The sequence below is a fragment of the Hymenobacter arizonensis genome (genome assembly GCF_900115775.1).
In the GTDB taxonomy this organism is placed as follows: Bacteria; Bacteroidota; Bacteroidia; order Cytophagales; family Hymenobacteraceae; genus Hymenobacter; species Hymenobacter arizonensis.
Map to the genome: position 1 here is coordinate 231,804 of NZ_FOXS01000001.1, position 23,187 is coordinate 254,990.

Here is a 23,187-nt window from a genome sequence, read left to right on the forward strand (position 1 = left end):
TAGCCCAACCAAGACCGCCGTCATGCAGAGCGCAGCGAAGCATCTCGCATGCGCAAGTAATCAAAATAAGGGAGCTACTGTCTCACGCGAGATGATTCGCTGCGCTCTGCATGACGTTCTAATTGCTTTAATCATCCGACCACATGGCCGAATTTTCCACACCTACATCTGAGCAGGAATTCCAGCTAAATTTCGCGCAGCTCAAGCCGCACATGAACCGGACGGAGGCGCTGTATGAAAGCTCGCGCTGCCTGTTTTGCTTTGATGCACCTTGTATTAAGGCGTGCCCGTCGGGTATTGATATTCCGCAGTTTATTCGGCAGATTAATTCGGGTAACGAAACGGGAGCGGCGCGTACTATTTACGAGGCCAATTATTTCGGTAATGCCTGTGGTAAGGTGTGCCCCACGGAAGTGCTGTGCGAGGGTGCCTGCGTGTACAATTTGCAGGATGTGAAGCCGATAGAAATTGGCCGGCTGCAGAGCTATGCCACAACCAAAGTTATTGAAAGCGGTAAAAAGCTGTTTGGTCCGAGAGCGGACAATGGCAAAAGCGTGGCGGTGATTGGAGCAGGTCCGGCTGGTATTTCGGCCGCCTGCGAACTGCGGGCTCTGGGCTATGCAGTGGATGTGTTCGAGGCCAAATCACAACCCTCTGGGTTGACCGTTTACGGTGTTGCGCCTTATAAAATTACGAATGAAGAAGCGCTGGCCGAAATGGCTTATTTGCAGGCGCAATTCGGTTACAATACGCATTTTAATTCTCCAATTAATTCGCGCGGAAAATTAGCGGAATTAGAAAATAAATACGACGCTATTTTTCTCGGAATTGGCTTGGGTCGCACCAATGAATTGGGCTTGCCAGGCGAAGACAAGATTAATTGTACCGGCGCTGTAGAATTCATTGCCGAGCTGCGTCAGCATCACCACGAAGTGGCGGTGGGCCGCAAGGTGATTGTGCTGGGTGGCGGCAATACCGCCATGGATGCTGCGTCGGAATCGGCTCGGTTGGGTGCCGAACAAGTTGTGCTGGCTTACCGCCGGGGCAAGGACGAAATGGGCGCTTACGAATTCGAATACGACCTGGCCAAGGGAGTAGGAGTGAAGGGCTTGTTCAATGTGGCGCCGGTGGAAATCGTGGGCAATGGCTACGTCGCTGGCGTGCGCTTCGTGCGCACGGAAACCACCGATGGCAAAGTGCAGGAAATAGCCGGCTCGGAGTTCGTTGAGCCCTGCGATATGGTCATTAAGGCCACTGGTCAGGCAAAACAAACGGAATTCCTGAGCTTAATTTCTGGGTTGAAATTGGATGGTAAAGGCCGCATTGTGGCCGATGCCCACACCGGGCAAACTTCTAACCCCAAGTACTTCGCTTCGGGCGACGCCTGGAACGGGGGCGCTGAGGTGGTTAATGCCGCCGCCGAAGCTAAGCTTACGGCGCGGGGTATTCATGCTTACCTGAGCAAGTAATCTATTTTTTTCGCTGTCATCCTGAGCTTGCGAAGGACCTAAGGACAGTCGAACAATGTGCAATCAATCAATCGTCCGGGAAATGCGGCGACCGTAATAAGGTCCTTCGCTGTGCTCAGGATGACAGAACCGAAAAAACAATGCCTGACCTCTCCATCAATTTCGCCGGCATCAAATCGCCGAATCCGTTTTGGCTGGCTTCGGCGCCGCCTACTAACTCGGGGTACCAGGTTATGAAGGCGTTTGACGCCGGCTGGGGTGGCGCGGTGTGGAAGACGCTAGGCGTGCCCGTTGTGAATGTGTCGAGCCGGTACGGTGGGGTGAATTATCGCGACAAGCGGTTGGTCGGCTTCAATAACATTGAGCTGATATCTGACCGCCCGCTGGCCGACAACCTGCGCGAGATTGAGGAAGTGAAGAAGCGCTTTCCCAACCACGCCGTTATTGCCTCGCTCATGGTGCAGAGCCGGCAAGAGTGGCACGACATCGTGCGCCAGAGCCAGGACGCCGGCGCCGATGGCTTCGAGCTGAATTTTGGCTGCCCGCATGGCATGTGCGAGCGCGGCATGGGCTCGGCGGTAGGGCAGGAGCCCAAGATTCTGCAGATGATAGTGGAGTGGGTGATGGAGGTGGCCCAGAAGCCCGTCATCGTGAAGCTGACGCCGAATATTTCCGATATCACGGAGCCCGCCATGGCTGCCCGTCGCGGTGGGGCCGATGCTATTTCGCTCATCAACACCATTCAGAGCATTGTGGGGGTCGACATCGACCAGTTCGCGCCTTACCCCATTGTGGATGGCAAGGGCACCAACGGCGGCTACTGCGGCCCGGCCGTGAAGCCCATTGCCCTGAACATGGTAAAGAACTGCGCCCAGCACCCCGACGTGCGCCTGCCCATCTCGGGCATCGGCGGCATTGAGAACTGGCGCGATGCTGTCGAGCATATTCTGCTGGGGGCCAGCAGCGTGCAGGTGTGCACGGCAGCCATGCACTTCGGATTCGGCATCATCCGCGAAATGACGTCCGGATTGGAGCAGTACATGGTGGATAAGGGCTTCAACACGATTTATGACTTCGTGGGCAAGGCCTTGCCCAACGTGCTGCCCTGGGAGCAACTTAACATGAAGTATAAGGTGACGGCCAACATCCACGAGGAGAAGTGCATCGGCTGCCAGCTCTGCTACACCGCTTGCGAAGACGGCGCCCACCAGGCCATTCGGCTCAATGCCGGCACGCGGGTGCCCGAAATCATTGAGGAGAATTGTGTGGGCTGCAACCTCTGTTCACTGGTGTGCCCCGTGGAAGACTGCATTACTATGGACCGCACCGACGACGGTACCCAGCACCTCACTTGGCGGGAGCGCACCGAAGCCGGCGACGTACCAGTGGAATTCAACGACGAAAAAGCCGGGGGGCGCCACCACTGGGTGCCCGAGCCCACGGCGGCCCTGGGCAAGGAGCGCCACAAGACCTTGCCCGGCAAAGCCCGGGTGCTGAACGGCGAAACCGAGGTGCCGGCGGGTGTGTAGTGCCCGGCTTCATGGCCGATGACCAGTGGATAACCTACTCTTTGCCACGTCGTAAAACAGAAGTGCCAGCAGGCTATATGCCTGGTTTGGTAATGATTTAGGTCTACGATTTGTTGTAAGAGCAATGTCCACTAGTTAATGCTACGCTCCGGCGTATTCGGTTATGAAAACGAAATCCTGGTTGTTCACTTTGGGCTTTTGCGCCCTTTTACTTAGCGGCTGCGCTGGCGGCGGAGTAGGTGTTGGCGTCGGCACGGGGTATGGTTACTACCCGCCGGTCCATCCTTATTATTCGCCATATTATGGTGGGGTCCGACCTTATTATTACCGGCCTCGCCCAGCGGTGATAGTGCCGCGTGGCTACTATCGCCAGCCCTATCGTTCGCAGCGGGTGTACCGCAACGACGGCGGCAATATCTCCCGGCCCCAGTACAACGGTGGCTCGCGAGGACAGCTTCCCAGCCGTCGCCGGGTAAATTAAATCATTTTAATATTGGCCATAATAGAATGGCAATTAATAATCGGGTTGCTCACTTTCAAGTGGGCAGCCCGGTTTGCGTTTATAGTAATTGCATGAATTTATAGAAGCTAACAGTAGTCAATCAGTATTGTCTGATAGTCAGAATTTTGATTTTATATGAAATAGCTTATAAAGGCCTGGAAAAGCCAGGAGATAACGGGGGATTTATGAGCCTTTATTATAAGTACTCATTAATTTATATTGTACTATGCAATCTTCTAAGGCTTACGGCTAATTGCTAATTAGTAGGATATTTTATCGAACCTTTTCCTATTGAGGTGGTAATTAATTGATAAGGTAGAGCTTTTTCGTTTTCTGAATTGTGAAAGAAAATGAAATGCGAAACGCCATTAATTCCTTCCAACCCTTTAATAACACGTTGCTTATGGAGAACATGGAGAACCATTTTATTTATACTTCGGCTCAGTTCGACCTTATCACGCACGTGCTCACATTGGGCGTAGGAGCGCAGCTTGGCGGCTTACTTTACTTCTTGTTAACCCGCAAAAATTCGGCGCCGCGCTACCAGCTTTCTTCAGTTTTGTCGATTGTGGTAATGATATCCGCGGCGCTGATTCTGCTGAATCAGCAAATTAACTGGACCAGTTCTTTTAAGTGGGATGGCAACATGTGGCAGCGCGGCGACAGCACATTTTCCAATGGCTACCGCTACGTAAACTGGTCCATCGATGTGCCAGTGCTACTCACGCAGCTACTGGTGGTGCTGGGCATTACCGGGGCTAAGTTTAAACGAATTTGGTTGGGGTTCACCCTGGGCGGGCTGGCCATGATTTATACCGGCTACATTGGGCAGTACTACGAAACCACCAGCATTTCCAAGCTGCTCATTTGGGGCGGCATCAGCTCGGTGTTCATGGTGTATATCTGCTACTTGGTGGGCAACACCATCTTCCGGTCGGCGCACACCTTGCCCGGCACCACGGGTAGCCTGATGCGCAAGATTTTCTGGCTGCTGATTTTCTCCTGGACCCTGTATCCCATTGCGTACCTAGTGCCTTGGTTCATGCCCACCGAATGGGGCATGGTGCTGCGCCAAACCTTGTACACGGTGGCCGATATTACCTCTAAGGTTATTTACGGCATCATGCTGAGCCGCGTGGCCGATGAGCGTAGTGCCCACGAAGGCTATTTGCCCGCGCTTCAGTCCTTGGGTTGGGATGATGAGTCGCGCCAGATTCAGGAGAAGCAGGCGCAACATCCCGAGTTTCAAAAGATATAATTGTTTCTTGCGGAATGGTGTGGCCGTGCGCGGCTAGCTCAAACCCTTGAAAATAGATTGTGAAGTAGCGCACTTGCTGAATTAGGTGGTCGAAAGAATTATCTCTTTCCATCTGTTTCAGCAGGTGCGCTACTTTAACGTCCTAAAACTTCGATTTTGGCAGAACTTAGAACCAACCAGCCGGGAACTACGGCTGCAGAAAAACCTATCATTGTGCTGGCCGGGTCCACTGGCGACCTGGGCCGGTTGATTGCCAAATACCTACTGGCGCGCGGCGCGGTGGTGCGGGCCCTAGTTCGGAAGGGCAACACGAAGCCCGAGGTGCAAGCTCTGCGCGAGTTAGGTGCCTCCGTGGTGGAAGTCGATTTCAACAGCGTTATTGAGCTAACTCAAGTTTGTGCTGGCGCGGTCTGCGTGGTGTCGGCCCTGTCGGGCTTGCGCGACGTTATTTTCGACACGCAGAAGCGGCTCCTCGATGCGGCCGTGGTGGCTGGTGTGCCACGCTTCATTCCATCGGATTACTCCATCGACTACACCAAGCTGGCCAACGGCAGCAACCGCAACCTCGACCTGCGCCGCGAGTTCAACCAGCGGCTCGACCAAGCGCCAATTACCGCGACTTCGGTGCTAAACGGCATGTTCACGGATTTGCTGACGGGCCAGGCCCCGGTGGTGCTCTTTAGCCTTAAGCGGGTGATGTACTACGGCGACGCCGACCAGCCCATGGACTTCACCACCACCGACAACACCGCCGAGTTTACGGCTGCTGCGGCCCTCGACCCCACCACACCGCGCTACCTGCGCGTGGCGGGCGAAGTCGCCACCATTCGCGGCGTGCAAAAAGCCGCCAGCGAGGCCACGGGGCAGCAGTTTGGCCTGTTGCGGGTAGGAGGGGTGTGGGTGCTGGGCGCCATGATAAAGGCTACTAAGGCCCTGATGCCGCCCAGCGACGACGTGTTTCCGCCCTGGCAGGGCATGCAGTACATGCACAATATGTTCACGGGCCTGCCCAAACTGCAGCCGCTCGACAATGCCCGCTACCCGGACATACGCTGGACGCCGATACGGGAGGTGCTGGCTACCCGGAAATAAGGGTGAATAAAGTAGGGTAGAGGCGCAATATTTTGCGTCTCGCCGGCCGCACCACACGCTTTATCTTGCAGGTCATCGTTCAACTACGAGGCGCAATATGTTGCGCCTCTACTAAAAGCTGTCGTGCAGGGCGAGCACCGGGGCATGCACCGCATCGGCTCGCTCCCGCAGGGGGCGTCCGTTGCGCTGGTGCCGTTTGGCCTGAATCTCGGCCACAATGGCCAGCGCGATTTCCTCGGGCGTTTCGCTGCCTAAATCCAGGCCGATGGGGCTGTGCAGCCGGGTAGCTCGCAGCTCCTCAGTTTCGTGCTCATTCAAATTCAGCTCGGCCAGCAGGCGCGTGGCTTTCGCATGCGGGCCCAGTAGGCCGATGTAGGGCGTGGGGCTGGGAATGTGTAGGGTCAGCGCGGCCAAATCGTAGGCATAGTTGTGGCTGAGGAGCACGGCGTATGCATCGCCGGGCCTCTCTTGCGCGATGGCCGCCACGGGCACTACGCGCACCTCGGCTGCTTCGGGGAAGCGGGCAGCGGTGGCGAGGTTGGGCCGCCCATCGACCACGGTGATGTGCCAACCTAGTGAGGCGGCCAGGCGCACCAGCGGCTGGGCGTCGTTGCCGGCGCCGTAAATGATGACGCGCAGGGGAGGCGTGAGCAGCTCCAGCAGGGCCCGGACGGGGCCGGCATCGGTTTCAATGTCCAGCACCTGCGAGGTACAACCGGCCAGCGCGGCATGAGCCGCTTCGGCCAAGGGAGTGGCCAGCGCGGGCAGGCCGCGCACGTCGCCGTTGGCAGTCAGCAACAGGCGCTGGCCTACTCCAGCGCGCAGGCCGGTGGCGCTGTCGGTTTCAAACACCGTGGCCAGCACGGCCGGCTCGGGGTGTTGAGCGAAGCTGCGCAGCAGCTCCATGGGGTTGTTGGGCGCGGCGTAGTCGAGGGGTTCGAGCAGGATGCGCACTACGCCCTGGCAGCCGGGGCCGAGGCCGTGACGCGGGTCGTCTTCGTCGCGGGTGTCGTAGGTAACCAGCGCCGGCTGGCCCCGGAATATGGCCTGGCGAGCGCGCTGGCGGGCATCGCCCTCCAGGCAGCCCCCGCTGATGGCGCCGGTGAGTTGGCCATCGTCGGTGACGAGCATGCGGGCGCCCGGGCGCCGGTAAGCCGAGCCTAGTACCTCGACTACCGTGGCCAGGGCACAGGGCCGGGCGTCGGCACGGTGCTGGTCGTAGGCGAGGAGCAGGCGTTGTAGTTCGGTCATTTTTGGGGTAGGAGGAGGGACGGGTTGGGGGTAGGCTGAGTTAACATGCAAAGCGAAGTATCTCGCTCGGGGAACCTCACCCCCTGACCCCCTCTCCAAAAAAGAGGGGGCACCGGACATGCTTTCAACGGCATCGTCTTCACGAACCGGTGCCCCCTCTTTTTTGGAGAGGGGGTCAGGGGGTGAGGTTCCCCCGCGCTTGACACAACAGCCACCAACCCGAAGTAACTACATCAATTTATTAATCAAAACCGGCAAGTCGCGCACTCGTTTGCCGGTGGCGTGGAAGGCGGCGTTGCTAATAGCCGCGGCCACGCCCAACAGGCCAACTTCACCAATGCCTTTTACGCCCAGCGGGTTCACAATTTCGTCTTCCTCTTCCACGAATACCACTTGTAAGTCGTGGATGTCGGCCATCACGGGAATATGGTATTCGGCTAGGTTGTGGTTCATGAAGCGGCCAAAGCCGTGGTCCATTATCGTTTCCTCCATCAGGGCCATGCCGATGCCCCACACAATGGAGCCGAGCACCTGGCTGCGGGCGGTTTTGGGGTTGAGAATGCGGCCGGCAGCCACGGCGTTCACCACGCGGGTTACGTGCAGCGTGCCCAGTTCTTCATCAACCTGTACTTCCACAAATACGGCGTTGTGTGCGTGCATGGAGTAGCCCATTTGCTTCATCATGTCGGGCGCAGCCCCCGACTCGGCGGTGAGCTCCTTTTCGCCGTTGGCCTGGAGCACGTCGCGAATTACCACCGACTGCTGAATGTCATCGTTGCGCCGAATCAGGCCGTTCACGAACTGTACATCTTCGAAGTCCACGCCTTTTAGGGGCGAGTCGTCCATTTTCTGGGCCAGCTTCAGCAGGCTTTTGCCCAGGTCCTGGCATACCGCTTCCACGGCCGAGCCCACCGAGGCGGCGGTCCAGGAGCCGCCTTGCACGGGGGCTTCGGGTAGGTTAGTATCACCAAGCACGAAGGTGACGGCCTCCAGGGGCAAGCCCAGGGTTTGGGCCGCAATCTGGGTCATGATGGTGTAGGTGCCCGTGCCAATGTCGTTGCTGGCGCTGCTTACCGTGAGGCGGCCGTCGGCGGTGAAGCAAGCTTTGGCAGCTGCTTTTTTCTGGGTGGCGTCCCACACGCCGGTAGCCATGCCGTAGCCGACGAGCTTGCCATTCTTGCGCATGGAGCGGGGCTTGGGGTTGCGCTTGTCCCAGCCAAACTTGGCGGCGCCCTGGTGGTAGCACTCGCGCAGCTTTTTGCTGGAGAAGGGCTTATCGGCGTTCTGGTCGCGGTCGGCGTAGTTCAGGAGGCGGAACTGCAGCGGGTCGATGCCGGCTTTGTAGGCCAGTTCGTCCATGGCAACCTCCAGGGCGTACGAGCCCGTGGCCGCGCCCGGCGCACGCATATCGAGCGGCGAAAACACGTCGGCCTTGGCCAACTGATACTTTAGCTTCACGTTCTCGCACTGGTAGAGCATGCCCGACCAGTTCACCACGTTTTCGGTGAAGTCTTCAAACTGCGAGGTTTCGGCCAGCGCTGAGTGGTGCAAGGCCTGCAGCGTGCCGTTGTCGTCGGCGGCTAGCTTCACGTATTGCAGCGTGTGGGGCCGGTGGCCGAAGCTGAACATTTGCTGGCGCGTGAGTGACACCCGCACCGACTGCTTGAGTTCGAGCGCGGCCAGCACGGCCATAAAGGCCTGGTACTGCGGCCGCAGCCCCGAGCCAAACCCGCCGCCGGTGTACTTCGTGATTACCCGGGCCTCTTCTTTAGACAGCCCAAAAATCTTGGTGATGTACTGCTGCACATTATAGGCCCCCTGGGTTTTGTCGAAGATGTTCAGCTTCTGACCGTCGCCGAGCCACTCCACCGTGGTAGCGAACATCTCCATGGGGTTGTGGTGCTGGGCCAGGTGAATGTATTCGGCCTCATGCTGGTGGGGCGCCTTGCGGTAAGCCTGGTTGGGGTTGCCGCGGGGCGGGGGCGGCGGCATCCAGCCCGACTTGCCGCGGCCTGGCTCGTAACCGTCGTCGCGCTTCTTTTCGAGGTCCGTTTCGTGTGGTTCCACTTCGTATTCAATCTCCAGAATGGAGGCGGCGTAGCGGGCCAGTTCGAAGGTATCAGCTACCACCAGCGCCACGGGCTGCATGTTGAAGCGAATTTCGGGCTCGTGCAGCGGGCGAAACGGCGAGCCGCCCGGGGCTACGTCGTCTTTGTAGTTGTGGTCGAACCAGGCCAGGGAGGGCACGTTCTCGTGCGAAAACACCTGCACCACGCCGGGCACCGCAAGCACGTCGGCGGCATGAATTTTCGTGATTCGGCCTTTGGTAATGTGGCTGCACACCACCACTCCATAGAGCAGGTTGGGGACGTTGTACTCGGCCGCGTACTTGGCCGCGCCGGTTACTTTGGCCGTGCCATCGACGCGACTGGTGGGTTTGCCGATGTAATCGGTGCCCAGGCGCACAACGGGCGGGTTGGCTATGGTCTGGCTCATGGGTTGGAGTTTTGGAAGGCGTTGGTGTCGAGCACGTAGTCCATTTCGGTGGCCTGCTTTAGGGCCCGAACGATGGCGCGCTTGGCCAATTCTATTTTGAAAGCATTGTGGGCATGGCCTTCGGCGCCGGCCAGCAGCTCGGCCGCGGCCTGCCGGAACGTGACCAGCGTGGCGGGCTTCCCGATGAGCAACTGCTCGGCTTCGGCTTTGCGCCAGGGCTTGTGGGCCACGCCGCCCAAGGCCAGGCGGGCATCCGTAATGATGTCACCGTCGAGTTCCAGCGCCGCCGCTACCGATACCACTGCAAAAGCGTAGCTGCTGCGGTCGCGCAGCTTCAGGTAAGTAAAGTTTTTCGCGAACCCCTTTTTGGGCAAGTCCAGCGCGGTTATCAGCTCGCCGGGGCGCAGGGTGTTGTCAAGCTCGGGCCGGTCGCCGGGCAGGCGGTGGAAGTTCGCAAACGAAATGCTGCGCTCGCCCTGCGGGCTGCTCACGCGCACCACGGCTTCTAGGGCGGCCAGGGCCACGCACATGTCGCTGGGGTGGGTGGCAATGCACTGCTCGCTGGCGCCCAGAATGGCGTGAATGCGGTTGTAGCCGCCTATGGCCGAGCAGCCAGTGCCGGGCTCGCGCTTGTTGCAGGGCGTGGCCAGGTCGTAGAAATAGTAGCAGCGGGTGCGCTGCATCAGGTTGCCGCCGTTGGTGGCCATGTTGCGCAGCTGCGGCGTGGCGCCGGCCAAAATGGCCTGGTTGAGCAGGGGGTAGCGCTTCTCAACCTCCGGGTGCCAGGCGGTGTCGGCGTTGGTGGCCATGGCGCCCAGGCGCAGGCCGCCATCGGGCAGGTTTTCAATTTCGGCCAGGGGTAGCTTTTTGAGGCCGATGAGGTGCGTGGGGTGGGCCACGTTTTCCTTCATCAGGTCAATCAGGTTGGTGCCGCCGCCGATGTAGGCCGAGTCGGGCCGGTTGATTCTTTCGCGCACGGCGGCGTCCACGGCCGTGGGAGGGGAGTAGGTGAAGCTGTTCATGGCATTAAGCTTTTTGGGCGTTGACCACCTCCATCACGGCGCTCAGAATGTTGGTGTAGGCACCGCAGCGGCACAGGTTGCCGCTCATAAGGTCCCGTACTTCGGCCTCGGTTTTGCCCCGGCCTTCTTTCAAAAGGGCCACGGCCGAGCAAATCTGGCCCGGCGTGCAGTAGCCGCACTGAAACGCATCGTGGTCGATGAAGGCCTGCTGCAACGGGTGCAGCTCCTCGGCCGTGCCGATGCCCTCGATGGTGGTGATGTCCTCGCTTTCCTGCATCACGGCCAGGCTCAGGCAGGAGTTGATGCGCTTGCCGTTGACCAGGACGGTGCAGGCGCCGCATTGCCCGTGGTCGCAGCCTTTTTTGGTGCCGGTCAGGTCCAGGTACTCGCGCAGGGCATCGAGCAGGGTGGTCCAGGGCGCCACATTAAGGGTGCGGTTCTCCCCGTTGATGCGCAGGGTGAGGGGCTGAGTAGGCGCCAGGGCCACGGGGGCGCGCCCCAAGGTGGGTTGGGCAAGTTGGCTCATAGAAGTAGCGAAAGGCGGGGAAGAAATGAAAGGAAGCCGATGCAGCGGCACTGCCCGCGAGCGTTTGCTACCCGGAAGCTCTACTCCCATACGTGCCCTAAGCGGGACTGTGTTGTTATTTATGGAGTGTAGCACTGTATTTATTTTCTTGTAAAAAACAGTTACATATAAATTAAATTATACTCTGAACCTCTAGTGTGGGCCTTATATCAGCAGATTATGCGGCCTTCATTAGCCGAGCGAATGGGATGGTTCGTCCAGAAAAAGGTGAGATTTATCCTAGTTCGCTTTCAGCGGCGCTCGGGCAGCCGTAGCTTTGGGTACCAAAAAAGCAAGCCTGGGGCCATGCCTCGGTGGGCTTCGCATCGTTTCGTTGCAATACATGATACTATCTGTACAAAGAAATTTCCGCTACTACGTAGCATTGGTTTTGATAATTTTGCTCGCCGTTGGTGTTCGAATGCAAGCTGCTCCTCTCGGGGCAGGATTGTCTGAAAATGACGTCGTGACCAGCGCTGCGCCAACTGAAGTTCAGTCTATTATCTCGTCGGACGAAGTCGCTGCCCGATAAGAGTCAGCGCGTTTTTCTCCAACTTTGGGCTCATTCCGGCCCGCTTCGCAGGGTTTGCTGCCGAAGTGGGCCGGTTTCATTTTCGGCCCACTGGCCCTACCTTCCTGCGCCATGAAAATCCTTTTAGTTGAAGACGAGCCCTCGGTCGCGGCATTCCTGCACCAGGGACTCACGGAACAAGACTACACCGTGGACCTGGCGGCCGATGGCTTGCTGGGGCTGCGCCGCGCCCAATCGACACAGTACGACTGCCTGATTCTGGACCAGATGCTGCCCGGCCTCAGCGGCCTGGAAGTGTGCCGGCAGGTGCGGGCCCACGACGCCGGCGTGCCCATCCTGATGCTGACGGCCCTGGGCGAAACCGATGACAAGATTCGCGGCCTCGATGCCGGCGCCGACGACTACCTCGTGAAGCCCTTTGCTTTCGAAGAGCTGCTGGCCCGCCTCCGGGCCCTGGTGCGGCGCCGAACCGAAGCACCCGGCCCCAAGGCCGTGCTGCACCTGGCCGACCTCACCCTCGACCCCTCGGCCAAGCGCGTAGAACGGGCGGGGCGGGTGGTGCAGCTCACAGCGCGCGAGTTCTCGCTGCTCGAATACCTGCTGCGCAACCAAGGCCGGGTAGTGTCGCGTGCCAACCTGCTGGAAGATGTGTGGGACATGAGCTACGACTCCGGCTCAAACGTGATTGACGTGTACATCAACTTCCTGCGCAAGAAGGTTGACAAGGGGTTTGAGCCCAAGCTGATTCATACGCTGGTGGGCATGGGCTATGTAATGAAAGTTGATTGAGGCGGTGGGCTTGCTTGAAGATAAGCGATGAGAAGTAGCGGTCAGAGTTAAAGAACCAGTGCAGCACTGTGCACTTCATCGTTGGTAAGCCAGCATTTTAAACAAGCAGCAGAGTAGCAGCCAATGTCCATACGCCTCCGACTTGCCATTCAGTTTGGGGCCATTCTGGCCCTGACGCTGCTGTTCTTCTCGCTGGCCATCTACTTTGCCACCAAGCAATCGAGGCGGGAGCTTTTCACGCAAAGCCTCTTCAAGCGGACCTTGGTGGTGGGGCATGCTTATGCCGATGGCCAGGATGCTCGCCAAGACTCGACCGAAGAAAAGTCTTACCGGCGGTATTTGCGCCAGCTCTACCGCACCCTGCCCGCGGAGGAAGGCCGCGTGTACGACTCGGCCGACCGCTTGGTGTTTCAGGAGGGGCAGGGGCCTACCAAGCCGGTGCCCGCTGCCTGGCTGGCCCGGGTGCGCCTTTCTGGCCGCGCTGTGCTTGAGTCCCAAACCAACTACCACGAAACCGTGGGCCTGCTCTACCGCGACGAGAACTTGGGGCCGCTGGTGGTGGTGGCCTCGTCGGTCGATGAAGATAGCCGCCAGCAGCTCGAGCAGCTGCGGCGGCTGCTAGCCGGCGGCTTGCTGGCGGCCCTGGTGGTGGCGGGCATTGGCAGCTGGGTTTTTGCGGGACGAGCCCTGAGGCCCCTGCGGCGCATGGTGCGGGAGGTAGACGGCATCACGGCCACCGACCTCAGCCAGCGCCTGACGCAGGCCGCCGGCGCCAACGATGAGATTGGCCGCCTCGCCCAGCGGTTCAACCGCCTGCTCGAACGCCTGGAGTCGGCTTTTGCTGGCCAGCGCACCTTTGTGCGCGACGCTTCCCACGAGCTGCGTACGCCCCTGGCCGCGCTCATTGGCGAGCTGGAAGTGGCGCTACTGCAGGCTGAACGCCCGCCCACCGAGTACCGGCGCGTGCTGCAAAGCACCCTCGATTCGGCGCGACAGCTCAATGAGCTCACCAATGGCCTGCTGCAAATTGCCCGGGCTTCCGACGACCCGTCCCAAGTGCCCATGGCCTGTGTGCAGATAGACGAGCTGCTGCTGCTGGCCCACGAGCAATTGCTGCGGCGCCACCCCACCTGCCGCGTCGACCTCGATTTTGGCGAAACCGACGACGATGGTTCCTATGAGGTGTACGGGAATGAGGCGCTGCTCTTATCGGCCATGCTCAACGTGCTCGACAATGCCTGCAAATTTTCGGCCGGCAGCGACTGCGCTGTCACGGCCACTCTAACCCGGAAGGACTCGCGTCTGGTGCTGCTAGTAGCCGACCGGGGGCCAGGCCTGAGTTCCAGCGACCTGCAGCAGGTGTTTGTGCCGTTTTTTCGGGCGGCCTCGGCGCGGGCCGTGCCGGGCCATGGCATTGGCCTGCCGCTGACGGCCCGCATCATGGCGCTGCACGGTGGCCTGGTGCGCCTGGAAAGTGAAGTAGGCAGCGGCACCCAGGTTTGGCTGGAATGGCCAAGCAAGCCCGCTGTGTAGCAACAGGGTAGATTTTTGCCGCTTATTTTAATTCCCTTTTAATTCTCCTTTAACTGGTTCTTAATAAGCGGCACGTACTCTTGCTCACCAATTTCACTCGTGCACGCTCGCCCGAGGTCAGGCAGTTGGTTTACAAAGCCATAAGATTTATGCCAGAGATTGTTTCCTCTCCAGCGAGCACGGGTACTCCCATTGCTTCCGGAGCCAAGCCCGAAGCCCCACTGTCCAAACCCTCGCTTTTCGGGTCTATTGGCCAGGATGCGCCGGCGGGACTTGTGGTCTTTTTGGTGGCCCTGCCCCTGTGTTTGGGTATTTCGCTCGCGTCGGGTGCTCCCCTGTTGGCGGGGGTGGTGGCCGGCATTGTGGGCGGCGTGCTGGTGAGCTGGCTCAGCGGCTCGGCCGTGAGCGTGACCGGGCCAGCGGCGGGTCTTACTACCATCGTGTTGTCGGCCATATCCACGCTGGGGTCTTGGCCGGCCGTGCTCACGGCCACGGCCATTGCGGGTGTCTTTCAGATAATTATGGGGCTGGGCCGCGGCGGCATCATTGCCTTGTATTTCCCGGCGGCAGTTATCAGGGGCATGTTGGCTGCTATTGGCATTATCCTGATTTTAAAGCAGATTCCTCACTTCCTCGGGGCCGATACGGACTACTTCGAGGATATGAACTTTTCCCAGATTGACGGCTACAATTCGTTCTCAGCCATCATGGCGGCCCTAAAAGGCTTGAGCTTGGGCTCGGTGATTGTGGGCTTTGTAGCATTGGGCCTGATGCTGCTGTGGGACCGTCCGGCGATACGGCGTCAGCCGTGGGCCCGCTTGGTGCCGGGAGCACTGGTAGCGGTGCTGGCGGCGGTGGCTATCAATCAGCTATTTAAGGTCGTTGTTCCGGGCCTGCAGGTTCGGCCCGAGCACTTGGTCACGTTGCCGGTGGTGTCGTCGCTGCAACAGCTCATTGGCGAAATCGCATTCCCGGACTTTAGCGCCTTAAGAAGGCCGGCTACTTACGGGGTTGCGCTGACTATTGCCCTCGTGGCTTCGCTCGAAACGCTGCTGAGCGTGGAGGCCGTCGACAACCTCGACCCCCACAAGCGCCACACACCCACCAACCGTGAGCTCATGGCCCAGGGCGGCGGCAACCTGGTCAGCGGCTTGCTGGGGGGCCTGCCCGTGACTGCCGTTATTGTGCGTTCCTCGGCCAACATCAGCGCCGGCGGCCAAACCCGGATGTCGTCTTTCATCCACGGCTTGTTGCTGTTAGTAAGCCTGCTGTTTTTGGGTTCGGTTCTGAACCTGATTCCATTGTCGGCCCTGGCGGCGGTGCTGCTGCTAGTGGGCTACAAGCTCACCAAACCGGCGCTGTACCGCAAGCAGTGGCAGCTGGGCCGCGAGCAGTTTATTCCCTTCATCATCACCATTGTAGCGGTGTTGTTTACGGACTTGCTCAAGGGCGTTACCATTGGCCTGGTGTTGGGCTTCTTCTTCATCCTGCGCGATAATTCTAAAGCCGGTTCTTACCTGAGACAAGACCCTGCAGACGACAAAGTAGACCCCGACCTGCTGCACCTGCGCTTGCCCGAGCACGTTTCCTTTCTCAACAAGGCCAGCATCGTAACTACCCTCGAACAATTACCCGAAGGCAGTCGGGTAATCCTGGACGGTACCCGTTCGCACGTCATCGACAACGACGTGCTGGAAGCGCTCGAAGCGTTCCGGCAGGCGGCCCCGGCCCGGGGAATCGATTTGGAAATGCGCGGTATCCGCCAAGTTGACTTGGCCGTACACTAAGTTGTAAAGAAGATTTTTTTCGGGCTAAGCGGCTTTCCCGGCCGCTTAGCCCACGCATAATTACCTAGTATCCATTACCTAAATTCCCAAGCATGTCCGGTATTCAGTCGATTCTCGAAAACAACCGCCAGTGGGTGGCTTCCAAAAACGCCGACGACCCCAAGTTCTTCCAAAGCCTGGCCGATGGTCAGACACCGCGGTACTTGTTCATTGGCTGCTCCGATTCGCGAGTGCCCGCCTCGGGCATCACCGGCACCGGCCCCGGCGAGATGTTCGTGACCCGCAACATTGCCAACCTGGTGGTGCACTCGGATATGAACCTGCTATCGGTGCTCCAATACGCCGTTGAAGTACTGGGCGTGAAGGATATTTTGGTGGTGGGCCACTACGGCTGTGGCGGTGTTGCTGCCGCCGCTGCCAACAAGCAGTACGGCCTGATTGATAACTGGCTGGTAAACATCCGCGACGTGGTGCGTCTGCACGAAGACGAACTGTCGGACATTGACGACGAAAAGCAGCGCCTGCGCCGTCTGGTTGAGCTGAACGTGATGGAGCAGGTGCGCAACCTGGCCAAAACCAACATCATTCAGAACGCCATGCGCGCTGAAAACCCGCCCCGCCTCCACGGCTTGGTTTACGACATTGCCGACGGCGTGCTCAAAGACCTACACGTGGACAGTGAAAACGTAATGCGGGAGATGAAGCATATCTACGGCACCAAAGTCCACCAGGAGGAGGAGGCCTCTGATGAGGAAACGGATACGCCCGAGCCTCCCACTGCCAAAGAAGACTCCAGTACTTACGAAGGCCCCAAGCACGACCCGGCAAATGAAACTGCTGAGAACGTGAGCAAATCCAGATAAGTCCAGGCTACGTCAAGCGCCGCAAAGGCCGGCCTTCCGCACATAACTTGGGAGAAATACCATTGCTGCTGACGTAGGCTGTAAGCGTTAAATGAGAAAGGCCGGACGACTGCAATAGTCGTCCGGCCTTTCTCATTTAATTCACCAGTTGCTACTTGGCTGCTTCGATCTCGCTCACGGCTTTATCTACCGCTTGCTTGGTTTCGGCAGCGTTGGCACCGCTTTCTTTGGCTTTTGCCACGCCTTGCAGCAGGCCAATAACCGGCTTGTCGGCACCGTAGCTCTTATACTTCACGCCGAGGGTTTTCAAGCGCTCTACGCCTTCGGCCACGGCAGTTGCGTCGTTGATGCGGCCGAGCATGGCGGCCATGGGCTCCATCATGTTGAACTGGCCCTGGGGGCGGGCCGCGTCGAACTTGTCGCGGATGTAAGGCCATTGCTCCGCCGTGCCGCTGGTGGCGTACACTTGCGTCACGGCCTGAGTGAGGGCGCCGTGGCTGTCGTTCTCGTAGGTTTTGGCGCGGGCCAGGGCCTGGGCGGGCTCCACCGTGGCCAGGGCGCTCAGGGCAGCGCCCTGCACTTTATACGACTGGCTGTTGAGCTGCTGGCTGAAAAGCTTCGTGTCTTTCTTGTCCTTCAGCTTGGCGAGGGCCGCCAGCAGGGACGCTTGCACGGCGGACTCTTTTTCGCTGGCGGCCCGCTTGCGTAGTACCGGGGCAGCAGCTTTGGCCACGGCTTTGTCGTCGAGCTTCAGGCTCTCGGCGGCGGCAGCCCGCACGCTGTAAAACTTGTCGTTGAGGGCTGCCAGCAGCACACCGCGGGCGGCGGCATTGGTGGTTTGCTCTTTGGCCGCGGCCGCCAGGGCCTCTATACGGTCTACAAACAGGGGAGCCCGCTTGTATTGGGCCGCGAAGTCAGCCACGGGCTTGTTGTCGGTTTTCAGCCAGAGAGTCTTCTTGTTGGCGTCCACGTTCACCAGGTCGGGCTTGGCCGAGAGGGGCATGGTGAAGGTTTGGGTGGCTTCCGTCATTTCTACTTGCTGGCGCTGCACCTTATTGCCCACGTAGTAGTCGATGGCAAAGGGCAGGCGGAAGGGCTGGCCCGCCTGGGTTTGCTTCACGGTCACGGACTGCACTTTCTTGGTGGCATCCCAGGCGTAGTCAATGCTGACCACCGGGTGGCCCGGGGCGAAGTACCACTGGTTGTAGAACCAGTTCAGGTCCTGGCCCGACACAGCTTCGAAAGCCAAGCGCATCTGGTGCGCCTCGCCGTTGCCGAAGGCGTTGTCCTTCAAATACTTTTGCAAGCCGGCGAAGAACACGTCATCGCCCAGGTAGGTGCGCAGCATGTCCACGATGGCGCCGCCCTTTTGGTAGCTCACCAGGTCGAATACTTCTTCCTGCTGCTCGTAGTGGAAGCGCACCAGCGGCTTGGTGGCGTCGCGCGGGCTGGCCAGGTAGCGGCGCAGGTAGCGGTAGTAGTGGGCATCGGCGGCATCGCGGCCGTACTTGTGCTCGGCGTAGAGGCCTTCGGAGAAGTCGGCCATCGACTCGTTCACGGTGATGTTCGACCACGACTCAGCCGTGACGTAGTCGCCAAACCACTGGTGAAACAGCTCGTGGGCAATCACAGATTCGCTGCTGAACTCGCGGTCCAGCAGCTCGCGGTCCGTCATCTGCACCTGCTCGCCGTGCAGGGTGGCGGTGGTGTTTTCCATGGCGCCGCTCACGTAGTCGCGGGCCACAATCTGGGCGTACTTATTCCAGGGATACTCCACGCCCAGGCGGTTGGAGTAGAACTCCAGCATGTCGTTGGTGTTGCCAAAAATCTGCTTGGCGTAGGGAGCGTACTTGGGCTCGAGGTAGTAACTCACCTCTTTGCCGCGCCAGGGCGTGTCTTTGTAGATTTTGAAGTCGCCTACGGCCATCATAAACAGGTAAGGCGCGTGGGGCAGGTCCATCTTCCAGGTATCGGTGCGCAGGCCCGGGCCGGCGGGCGTCTGGCTCACCAGGGCGCCGTTGCTGAGCGTGACGTACTTGGCGGGCACGGTCATGCTGATTTCCTGGGTGGTTTTCTGGTTGGGCCGGTCAATGGTGGGGAACCAGGCCGAGGAGCCTTCGGTCTCGCCTTGCGTCCAGATTTGCACGGGCTTGCCGGCCACGGCGCTGTCGGGGTTCACGAAGTACAGGCCCTTGGCGTCAGTGATGGCGGCGCTGCCCTGCACCTTCAGCTCGTCAGGCTTGGAGACATAGTCGATATAAATGATATATTCCTCCCCGGGCTTAAAGGTCTTGCCCAGGTTAATACGCAGGTTAGCACCGTCGGTGTAGGTGTACTTCAGGGGCTGCTGCTTGTCGCCATTCATCAGCGCCACAGCTTTGATGTCCATGCCTTTGGCGTCGAGCCGTAGGGTATCGGTGGGGTAGGCGTGGGGCTTGAGCGTAATCCAGGTTTTGCCGTAGAGGTAGCGCTTGGCGTAGTCAAAGCGCACATCGAGCTTGGTGTGCACCAGGTTATTGATTTTGGTGGCCGAGGCGCGGTAAGGCGATTCTGCCCGGGGGGCAGGGGAGGCGGGAGCCTGTGCCAGGACCGGCGTGGTGGCCACTAGGCCCAGCAGGCCCAACGCAAAAAGGTGCTTCATGAAAACGGGGTGGTGATGGTGGGATGTGTGAAGGACAAGGCCGAACAGGGAGCGTTGCCCATCGTGGCTACGAAAGTAAGGAAACGAGGCGCAGGCTTGGGTTATTTCGACGCTGTTCTAATCTGAGCTGTGCGTGCTTAACTTATTGTTTGAGCATTCCTAATGGCTTTATTGGCTGGTGCCTTATTCGAGGAAGTATGGTCCAGGACCCACCGACGCAGCGGTTCTTCTATAAACTGATAGCCCACGGCGGCGATTGCCACAGTGGCCAGAAAGCGCCAGCCGCTATTCGTTGCCGGGCCAAAGGCTTTGGCCCACCAAAGAGACAGGGTACTAATATGAACAAGGTAGAAAAAATAGGAGCTGCGCCCCAAAAACTGCATCAGGCGCGAGGCCAAGATGGTTCGTAGCCAACTGATTTCGGCAAGCAGCCCAGCCAGTAGTAGCGCCACGCCAGCGGGGAAAATCAGGTTGTTGAGGGCAATGGCCCCAGGTTGCAGGAGGCCGTCGTAGAAGTTCATGGGTGGCTGCAGCCACGCCAGTATCCCAACTGTAAGGCTCATTAACATCAAGCCTGCCAGGGTGCGCCATGGCCATTGGCCTGCCGCGGTAGTAGCTGCCCGGGCCACCCACCAACGGGCCAAGCCCACCCCAATCACGAATTCAAACACCCGTCCGAAAAACGTGTAGTTGAACAAATGGTAGTAGGAACCGAAAAAGCCGTGCAGGGCGGGGCGCCCAATGCACCAGTAGGTTAGCAGCAACCCAATACCCAAAACTGAAGCCGTAAAGCCCACTAGCCCGCGTCGTCCCCAGCGCTGCCAGGCCAGCAGCAACGGTGCTGAAAAGTAGAAACACTCTTCCACCGTGAGCGACCATCCTTGTGGAAGCCCAACGTACTTCAGCGTGCTGGAAAAGCCTCGCAGCAAGCTCTGACTTAGAAACACCAGCATTACGGTATTGAGGCCTTTGCCTGCCGGTATAGGCCAGTAGAGCTGCGCCAGCACCATTCCATTCAGCAGTAGATAAGCGGGGTAGATACGGGCCACCCGCCGCCAGAAATAGGCCCACCACCAGCTGCGCGAGAGTCGCACGTTGCCCTGGTAGCGGGTTGCAATTACAAATCCGCTGAGCACGAAAAACATACTCACCCCCACGTAAAAGTGCGAGAAAATGGCTTGAACCCATTCGGCGTCCAAAGCAGGCCGGAAGTGGAGAAAGAAAATAAGGTAGGCCGCAATAGCGCGTAAGCCGGTAAGCGCGGGATAGTAGGGGCGCCCGCCAGAATGAGTAGCGGTTTCAGAAGCTGGCATTTGGCTATCGGTAATTAGCACAACGAGCTGGCGCGAAAGGATTGAATAAGGAATCGGGAAGTAGGGGCGAAGGTACCGACTGCCGCACATCAAGCTGGGGCGGGGTGGGCTACAGGCTAAGCCGGGCTGCACCTCAACACTAAGTGCTCCATCTCCCCCGTAAGTTTGTGGCCTCATCAACCCCACCATGATGTCTTTTTTACGCCTAGCGACTCCTCTGGTCGCCTTTTCAATTTCCTTCAACGCCCTGGCCCAGACGCCGGCCGACAGCAGTCGCAGCCTGCGCGAAGTAACCGTATACGGCACCCGCCTCGACCAGGTAGCCGGCCAAACCGGCCGCTACGTAACGGTGGTGCCCGGCCGCACCCTGAGCCAATACCCGGTGGCCTCGCTCGATGACTTGCTACGCCTGCTGCCCGCCATCGAGATGCAGAGCCGGGGCAACTTCGGTACCCAGGCCGACATCACCCTGCGCGGCTCTACCTTCAACCAAGTGCTGATTCTGCTGGATGGCATGCGGCTGAACGACCCGCTCACGGGCCACTTTGCGGGCTACCTGCCCATCACGCCCGCCGAGATTGAGCAGATTGAAGTGGTGCGCGGCCCCGGGGCGGCCCTCTACGGGCCCGATGCTGTGGGCGGCTTCGTTAACATTGTCACCAAAACCTTTGCCGCCACCCACCGGCCCGATGGCGTGGAGCTAGGCGGCACCTTTATGGCCGGCGAATACGGCCTGAAGTCCACCAACGCCGGCTTCTACGGCCAGGACAATGGCCTGCGCCTGGCGGGCGGCATCCTCAACAACTCGGCCACCGGCCAGCTGCTGAACCTGCCCGGCGGCCTGCGCAACGATTTCAAGCTGAATACTTACTCGCTCTCGGCCGCTTATGAGGTCAGCAGCAAGCTCAGCGCTGCCGCCCGCGCCAGCTTCGACCGGCGCGACTACAACGCCCAGAACTTCTACACGACCAACGCCGGCGACCGTGCCCGCGAAATCACCGCCCGCGACTGGTACCAGGGGCAGTTGCGCTACGACTGGAACGCCCGCGCCCGCACCGAGCTGCAGGTGGTAAACACCATCAGCACCGACTACTACCTGTACACGCCGACCTCGCCCGCCAGCGACCACCTCATGCGCTACTTCAATGTGCAGGGCCAGCACCAGCTGCGCTTCTCCGAGAAGGTGCAGCTGACCCTCGGTGGCCAAGCCGACCGCCGCCGCGTGCGCAGCAACGACCGCGGCGACCACGCCGTGTGGCACCAGGGGGTGTTTGCCGTGGCCGGCCTGCGCCCCACCGCCACCCTGAACCTGACCGCCGCCCTGCGCCTCGACCACGACCAGGCCTACGGCACCGAGGTGCTGCCCCAACTCACGGCCAGTCAGCAGCTGGGCGAGCGCCTGACGGCGCGCGCCGCCGTTGGCCGGGCTATCCGGGCCGCCAACTTCACCGAGCAGTACAACTCGGCCATCCGGCCCGGCACCGTGCCCGGCGGCTTCAATGTGGGCAACCCCGCCCTCGATGCCGAGCGCACCTGGAGCTACGAAGGGGGGCTGGACTACGTGCTGGGCTCGGCCCTCACCTTGCGCGCTACCTATTTCAACCGCTACGGCCGCAACCTGATTGACTACGTGGCCACGCCCGGCAGCGCGGTGCAGGCCGGCACGGGCTTCACCAACCTGAACCCCGCCGCCACCTACCGCTTCGCCCAAAACCTGTTTGCCGTCACTACCCAGGGCTTGGAGCTGGAAGCCAGCAGCCGCGCCCAGCTAAGCACCGGCCTGCGCCTGGATGGCAGCGTGGGCTACACCTTCACCCACCTCGACGTGGACGGGGACATAGTATCGCAGTACCTGAGCAATGTGGCCAAGCAGCTCGTAAGCGGCAACGTGAGCCTGGTGCACCGCCGCTTCACTGCCAGCGTGGGTGGCGTCTACAAGCAGCGCGCCGCCCAGCAAACCACGCCCAGCCTTACCATCAACGATGCCGTGCTCACGCCCTCGTATGTAGTTATCAACAGCCGCCTCGATGTAACCTTGCTGCCCGAGCGGCTATGGTTGGTGGGCCAGGCCCAGAACCTGTTCAACGCAAAATACTCGGACTTGCTGGGCGCCCAGATGCCCGGCCGCTGGCTGATGGGCGGCGTGCGCGTGGCGCTTAGCAAGTAGCGCGGACTCTGTAGTCCGCGTCCCCGCGCCGCATCAACGATTCGCGAATGGCGCGGAGACGCGGACCACAAAGTCCCTCCGGGTACGACCGCGCTACAGTCGGTATTAACAGCAAAAAACAAAGCGAAGCCCCCGGTTTGAAACAAATCGGGGGCTTCGCTGTATCTTTGCCGTATCAATTCTTTCTCCCAAAGGATTGTTTTTATACAGAGGCGCTGAGAGACAGGCTCGATGAAGCGTCGGCAACCATCCGCAACCGCGGGCAAGGTGCCAATTCCTGACCATATAAAAACAAGTTGCCGTGGACGCTGCCAACAACCTCCCCAATCACATTGCCGATTTTACTGCCACCCCCGCTGTCATGCGTTGGGCGGGCAT

Annotated in this window: 16 protein-coding genes and 1 riboswitch; of the genes, 10 read left to right on the forward strand and 6 right to left on the reverse strand. The window is 59.6% G+C overall.

The window, feature by feature from the left end:
- Positions 1 to 143: 143 nt before the first annotated feature.
- The 5 genes from BMZ66_RS01000 to BMZ66_RS01020 all read left to right on the forward strand — a co-directional run bounded on the left by BMZ66_RS01000 (position 144) and on the right by BMZ66_RS01020 (position 5,850).
- The gene (locus tag BMZ66_RS01000) at positions 144 to 1,469 is read left to right on the forward strand and encodes an FAD-dependent oxidoreductase (protein WP_092668140.1); all 1,326 of its coding nucleotides are present in this window, start codon (positions 144 to 146) and stop codon (positions 1,467 to 1,469) included.
- Positions 1,470 to 1,609: 140 nt separating this feature from the next.
- Positions 1,610 to 2,998 carry an NAD-dependent dihydropyrimidine dehydrogenase subunit PreA gene (gene preA, locus BMZ66_RS01005; RefSeq protein WP_092668141.1) on the forward strand — a complete coding sequence of 463 codons (1,389 nt, stop codon included), beginning with the start codon at positions 1,610 to 1,612 and terminating at the stop codon, positions 2,996 to 2,998.
- Positions 2,999 to 3,161: 163 nt separating this feature from the next.
- The gene (locus tag BMZ66_RS01010; RefSeq protein WP_092668142.1) at positions 3,162 to 3,479 is read left to right on the forward strand and encodes a hypothetical protein; all 318 of its coding nucleotides are present in this window, start codon (positions 3,162 to 3,164) and stop codon (positions 3,477 to 3,479) included.
- A 433-nt stretch (positions 3,480 to 3,912) separates the two neighbouring features.
- Entirely contained in the window at positions 3,913 to 4,758 is an 846-nt protein-coding gene (locus BMZ66_RS01015; protein ID WP_177204538.1) for a bacteriorhodopsin, read from the forward strand.
- 156 nt (positions 4,759 to 4,914) lie between these two features.
- Positions 4,915 to 5,850, forward strand: coding sequence for an NmrA family NAD(P)-binding protein (locus BMZ66_RS01020; protein WP_234794933.1), 936 nt, complete (start codon positions 4,915 to 4,917; stop codon positions 5,848 to 5,850).
- Between the two features lie 111 nt (positions 5,851 to 5,961).
- On the opposite strand, the gene BMZ66_RS01025 is transcribed toward BMZ66_RS01020, so the two are convergent.
- The 4 genes from BMZ66_RS01025 to BMZ66_RS01040 form a co-directional block, all read right to left on the reverse strand.
- Entirely contained in the window at positions 5,962 to 7,101 is a 1,140-nt protein-coding gene (locus BMZ66_RS01025) for an XdhC family protein (RefSeq protein ID WP_177204539.1), read from the reverse strand.
- 228 nt (positions 7,102 to 7,329) lie between these two features.
- On the reverse strand, positions 7,330 to 9,597 hold the full coding sequence (locus tag BMZ66_RS01030; protein ID WP_092668145.1) for a xanthine dehydrogenase family protein molybdopterin-binding subunit: 2,268 nt from the start codon (positions 9,595 to 9,597) through the stop codon (positions 7,330 to 7,332).
- On the reverse strand, positions 9,594 to 10,619 hold the full coding sequence (locus BMZ66_RS01035; protein ID WP_092668146.1) for an FAD binding domain-containing protein: 1,026 nt from the start codon (positions 10,617 to 10,619) through the stop codon (positions 9,594 to 9,596). The genes BMZ66_RS01030 and BMZ66_RS01035 overlap by 4 nt, the downstream gene beginning before the upstream one ends.
- 4 nt (positions 10,620 to 10,623) lie before the next feature.
- Positions 10,624 to 11,145: a (2Fe-2S)-binding protein gene (locus BMZ66_RS01040; RefSeq protein WP_092668147.1), complete on the reverse strand. Its 522-nt coding sequence runs from the start codon at positions 11,143 to 11,145 to the stop codon at positions 10,624 to 10,626.
- A gap of 682 nt (positions 11,146 to 11,827) precedes the next feature.
- Between BMZ66_RS01040 and BMZ66_RS01045 the strand changes: the two genes are divergently transcribed.
- The 4 genes from BMZ66_RS01045 (at position 11,828) to BMZ66_RS01060 (ending at position 16,688) form a co-directional block, all read left to right on the forward strand.
- Complete coding sequence (locus tag BMZ66_RS01045) at positions 11,828 to 12,505, forward strand: response regulator transcription factor (protein WP_092670171.1); 678 nt, start codon at positions 11,828 to 11,830, stop codon at positions 12,503 to 12,505.
- Between the two features lie 123 nt (positions 12,506 to 12,628).
- Positions 12,629 to 14,038, forward strand: coding sequence for a HAMP domain-containing sensor histidine kinase (locus BMZ66_RS01050; RefSeq protein ID WP_092668148.1), 1,410 nt, complete (start codon positions 12,629 to 12,631; stop codon positions 14,036 to 14,038).
- 149 nt (positions 14,039 to 14,187) lie between these two features.
- Entirely contained in the window at positions 14,188 to 15,825 is a 1,638-nt protein-coding gene (locus BMZ66_RS01055; protein ID WP_092668149.1) for a SulP family inorganic anion transporter, read from the forward strand.
- 92 nt (positions 15,826 to 15,917) lie between these two features.
- Positions 15,918 to 16,688 carry a carbonic anhydrase gene (locus BMZ66_RS01060; RefSeq protein ID WP_177204540.1) on the forward strand — a complete coding sequence of 257 codons (771 nt, stop codon included), beginning with the start codon at positions 15,918 to 15,920 and terminating at the stop codon, positions 16,686 to 16,688.
- A 151-nt stretch (positions 16,689 to 16,839) separates the two neighbouring features.
- Here the strand turns inward: BMZ66_RS01060 and BMZ66_RS01065 are convergent, their stop codons facing one another.
- A complete protein-coding gene (locus BMZ66_RS01065; RefSeq protein WP_092668150.1) occupies positions 16,840 to 19,329 on the reverse strand; it encodes a M1 family metallopeptidase in 2,490 nt (829 codons plus the stop codon).
- A gap of 137 nt (positions 19,330 to 19,466) precedes the next feature.
- Complete coding sequence (locus BMZ66_RS01070) at positions 19,467 to 20,642, reverse strand: acyltransferase family protein (RefSeq protein ID WP_177204541.1); 1,176 nt, start codon at positions 20,640 to 20,642, stop codon at positions 19,467 to 19,469.
- 187 nt (positions 20,643 to 20,829) lie between these two features.
- On the opposite strand from BMZ66_RS01070, the gene BMZ66_RS01075 reads away from it, so the two are divergent.
- The gene (locus BMZ66_RS01075; protein ID WP_092668152.1) at positions 20,830 to 22,809 is read left to right on the forward strand and encodes a TonB-dependent receptor plug domain-containing protein; all 1,980 of its coding nucleotides are present in this window, start codon (positions 20,830 to 20,832) and stop codon (positions 22,807 to 22,809) included.
- A 199-nt stretch (positions 22,810 to 23,008) separates the two neighbouring features.
- Positions 23,009 to 23,101, forward strand: a riboswitch (SAM riboswitch).
- The last annotated feature ends 86 nt before the right edge of the window (positions 23,102 to 23,187 follow it).